Source organism: Geminicoccus flavidas (assembly GCF_009806515.1).
In the GTDB taxonomy this organism is placed as follows: Bacteria; Pseudomonadota; Alphaproteobacteria; order Geminicoccales; family Geminicoccaceae; genus Geminicoccus; species Geminicoccus flavidus.
Genome location: NZ_WUJP01000518.1, coordinates 1 through 4,039, shown reverse-complemented (window position 1 = coordinate 4,039; position 4,039 = coordinate 1). Strand labels below are relative to the sequence as shown.

Below are 4,039 nucleotides of genomic sequence, written 5' to 3'. Positions count from 1 at the left end.
GCGGACGATGCAGGGCAGATCACCTTGGTTACCATCATCATCTTCCGCCAAGCTCACGGGCAGTTCAAGAAATATTGATCTAATTTATGTGGTATTTCCACTGCCAAATACAACAGCAGAATGGTCGCTGATCAAGGCCAATATCTCTCAAGAGAAATTGCTGATCTGATCCAGACCGATCCGTGACTTCCGGATGGGCAGGATTCCCTGCCGGAACATCTCCAGCATCCGTCACCTGCCATTGCCCGACATCCGGAACAGACTGCGAATGCCGGGCCGGCGCTTCTGCTGCGGCCCGGTCACGGCCTCAGCCTGGCGCGGGGCTGCCCTCGCGCAAGAGACCCTCGTGGCGTAGTTCCGCCCACAAGTCCGCCGGGATCCGCTGGGTCATCAGCCGGACATTGGTCTGGACCTCCTCGGGCTTCACCGCACCGGGGATGATCGACGCCACCTCCGCCAGGCCCAGCGGGAACTGGATCGCGGCTGCGGCCAGCGGCACGGCGTGGCGCTGGCAGACCGCCTCGATCCGGCGGACCCGCTCCAGGATCTCCGGCGGCGCCGGCTTGTAGTTGTACTTTGCCCCTTCCACCGGGCCGGTCGCCAGGATCCCGGAATTGAACGGCCCGCCCAGCAGGAAGCTGAACTTCTTTTCCCGCGCCAGCGGCATCAGGTCGTCCAGCCCGTTCTGCTCCAGGAGGGTGTAGCGGCCGGCCAGCAGGAACACGTCCGGATCGGCGTCGGTCGCCAGCCGCTTGCACGGCTCGATCTCGTTCACGCCCATGCCGATCGCTTTGACCACGCCCTGCGAACGCAGCTCAGCCAGTGCTCGGAAGGCCCCCTCGACCGCCTCTTTGTAGCGCTGCTCGTAAGCCTCGCGGGTGCCATGGGTCCAGATGTCGACATCGTGGATGAACAGGATGTCGATCCGCTCGACGCCCAGCCGCTGGAGGCTGTGCTCCACCTCGCGGAAGGTGCCGTCGTAGGAATAGTCGTAGACTGGCTGCATGTTCAGCCCGCCGGCCCACTGGCCGCGGTCGATCTGCTCCGGCGGCGTCGGCTTCAGCCAGCGGCCGACCTTGGTTGAGAGCACGTAGGAATCGCGCGGCTGTCGGCGCAGCACATGGCCGACCCGGTGCTCGGACAGGCCATAGCCATACAGCGGTGCCGTGTCGAACAGCCGGCAGCCGGCGTCGTAAGCCGCCTGCACCGTGGCCAGCGCCCGCTCTTCCGGGATCTTCTCGTAGATGTCACCGAGCGGTGCCGACCCGAACCCCAGGACCGGCACCGCGAGGCCCGTCGTCCCGATCTCGCGCGTGGCGAGTTCCGTCATCATCGTCTCCCTGTTGAGCGGGCCGGGATCCTAGTGCGGCGCCCCGGCCAGCGTAAGCGCCCGCAAGGCAACCACCGGCACCGCTTGCCTGCACGGGACGGGCAGCGCAGGTTCGGCCCAGGACCACAAGGAGAACGACCCATGCAGCTCGGCGTGATCGGCCTCGGCTCGATGGGTGGCGGCATGGCGCGCGCCGCGAGCGCCCAGGGCCTGAGGGTGACCGGCTACGACATCCGCCCGACCCGCATCGAGGGCATCACCGCCGCGGCCTCACCGGCCGAGGCGGCCGCCGGGGCCGACATCCTGCTGGTCATGGTGGTCAATGCCCATCAGCTCGAGGCCGCCCTGTTCGGCGAGAACGGTGCCCTCGCCGCGCTGCCCGAGGGTGCGGTCGTCGTGTCGAGCGCCACCATTCCAGCCGAGGACGCGGTGCGGATCGGCGAGCGGGTCGAGGCGGCGGGCCACCCCTACCTGGACGCCCCGGTCTCCGGTGGCGCCGCCAGGGCCGCCTCGGGCGAACTGACCTTCATGGCCTCGGGCAGCGAGGCGGCGTTCGCCAAGGCTGCACCCATGCTGGATGCCTGTGCCGCCAAGGTGTTCCGCCTGGGCCCGAAGATCGGGATCGGTTCCACGGTCAAGACCGTCCACCAGCTCCTGGCCGGCGTGCATATCGCGGCTGCGGCGGAAGCCATGGCGCTGGGCGTGCGCGCCGGGGCGGACGCGAGCGAGCTGTTCGAGGTGATCAGCAACGCCGCCGGCCGCTCCTGGATGTTCGAGAACCGCGTTCCGCACATGCTGGCGCGCGACTTCACGCCCCACTCCGCCGTCGAGATCTTCGTCAAGGACCTGGGCCTGGTGCTGGATACCGGGCGCAGCCTGCGCTTTCCCCTGCCCGTCGCGGCGGCGGCCCACCAGCAGTTCCTGGCGGCGGCGGCGGCCGGGTTCGGCGGCGAGGACGATGCGGCGGTGGTGAAGGTCTATGAGCGCCTGGCAGGGATCGAAGTGAAGGGAAGCTGAGTTCCATAGCAGCCTTCCCCGCATGGAGAGCCGGTCCTTGCCGCGCATCGTCACCTACAATGTCCATAGCTGCATCGGCACCGACCGCCGCCACGCACCGGAGCGCATCGCCGAGGTGCTGGCCGCACTCGAGCCGGACATCGTGGCCCTGCAGGAACTCGACGTCGGCCGCACCCGCAGCGGCGGGGTCCACCAGGCCGAACTGATCGCCCAACGGCTCGGCATGAGCATGCTGTTCCATCCCGCGGTCAACGTGCTGGAGGAGCAGTATGGCGACGCCATCCTGTCCACCCTGCCATGCCGGCTAGTACGCGCCTCCGCCTTGCCCGGGCCGCCGCGCGGCCTGTTCCTGGAGCCGCGCGGCGCGCTCTGGGCCGAGATCAGCGTGGCGGGCCGGCCGCTCCAGGTGATCAACACCCATCTCGGCCTCCTGGGTGCGGAACGTCTCTTGCAGAGCCACGCCCTGCTCGGGCCGGACTGGCTGGGCCATCCGGACTGCCGGCCGCCCTTGATCCTGGCCGGCGACTTCAACGCGCCCTCGGCCAGCGCCACGTTCCGGCGGCTGCGCCGTCACCTGCACGAGGCACAGGGCAGCCAGCCGGGCCGGCGCCTCGCCACCTTCCCGAGCCGCATGCCGATCATGGCCCTCGACCACCTGTTCTATCGGGGCCCGGTCGCGGTGGAGCGGGTGAGTGTGGTGCGCACCCCGCTCACCCGGCTGGCCTCCGACCACCTGCCGCTGGTGATGGACTTCCAGGTGGGCGACCTGCCCGACCCGGCAGACGAGCAGCTTCCGGCGAGTTCCGGAGCCGCGCCCGCTCTGTCCGGTTGATGGCGGGAGGACGGCGGCGGAGGCGACCGCCGCCGCGGCCACGGGGTCACCGGATCGATGCAGGCAGCCAGCGCGGATGAAAGTGCCCGGCCGGAGGCGGCGTACGGCCAGGGGGGATGGCGGCGCTGGGCGACGCTCGGCGTCACCGTGGCCGCCCTGAGCCTGGCCGCCTTCCTGCTCTACCGGACCTTCTCGCGCTACACTTGGCAGGAGCTGGTCGATTCGGTCACGTCCGTGCCGGCGGGCAACCTGCTCCTGGCCGGCCTGTTCGCAGCGCTAAGCTATCTCTGCCTGACCGGCTTCGACTGGATGGCGACCCGCTATGTCGGCAAGCGCCTGCCCTACCCGCAGGTGGCGCTGGTCTCGTTCCTGAGCCTGTCCATGGGCCACACGATCGGCATGGCCGCGCTGAGCAGCGGCATGATCCGCTACCGCTTCTATTCCCGCTGGGGCCTGAGCAACGAGGAGGTCGCCAAGGTCATCCTGTTCTGCGGGGCGACCGTCGGGATCGGCCTGATCGGACTGGGCGGCGCCGGCCTCCTCCTCCGCCCGGACCTCGGCCAGCGCATCACCGGCCTGGGCGAGCCGGCCATGCTGGCGCTCGGCGCCGGCTGCCTGGCCGTCGTGGCCCTCTATCTCACGTTGGCGGCGTTCCTGCGCCGGCCGCTGCACCTGTGGCGCTGGTCCCTCCAGATGCCGAGCCTGCGCCTGGCGCTGGCCCAGGTCGTGATCGGCACGACCAACTTCATCATGGTCGCCGCCTGCCTCCACCAGGCACTCGCCGCCTTCACCGAGATGCCCTTCCCGGGCATCGCCGCCATCTACGTGATCGCCAATGTCACCTCGCTGATCTCACACGT

4 protein-coding genes are annotated in these 4,039 nt (G+C 69.3%); 3 read left to right on the top strand and 1 reads right to left on the bottom strand.

The features are described from left to right. Positions 1-307: 307 nt before the first annotated feature. On the bottom strand, positions 308-1,330 hold the full coding sequence (locus tag EQG76_RS14620; RefSeq protein ID WP_159714745.1) for an aldo/keto reductase: 1,023 nt from the start codon (positions 1,328-1,330) through the stop codon (positions 308-310). A gap of 141 nt (positions 1,331-1,471) precedes the next feature. On the opposite strand from EQG76_RS14620, the gene ltnD reads away from it, so the two are divergent. The 3 genes from ltnD to EQG76_RS14605 form a co-directional block, all read left to right on the top strand. Beyond that, a complete protein-coding gene (ltnD, locus tag EQG76_RS14615) occupies positions 1,472-2,347 on the top strand; it encodes an L-threonate dehydrogenase (RefSeq protein WP_159714743.1) in 876 nt (291 codons plus the stop codon). 37 nt (positions 2,348-2,384) lie between these two features. Further along, positions 2,385-3,179, top strand: a complete 795-nt coding sequence (locus EQG76_RS14610) for an endonuclease/exonuclease/phosphatase family protein (RefSeq protein ID WP_159714741.1) — start codon at positions 2,385-2,387, stop codon at positions 3,177-3,179. A 57-nt stretch (positions 3,180-3,236) separates the two neighbouring features. Next, positions 3,237-4,039: lysylphosphatidylglycerol synthase domain-containing protein (locus tag EQG76_RS14605; RefSeq protein ID WP_159714739.1), on the top strand; the 803-nt coding region annotated here is incomplete at its 3' end.

Excerpts from the sequence above, each read along its gene's own strand:
- EQG76_RS14620 (WP_159714745.1), bottom strand. The coding sequence starts at position 1,330 with ATGACGGAACTCGCCACGCGCGAGATCGGGACGACGGGCCTCGCGGTG.
- ltnD (WP_159714743.1), top strand. The coding sequence starts at position 1,472 with ATGCAGCTCGGCGTGATCGGCCTCGGCTCGATGGGTGGCGGCATGGCG.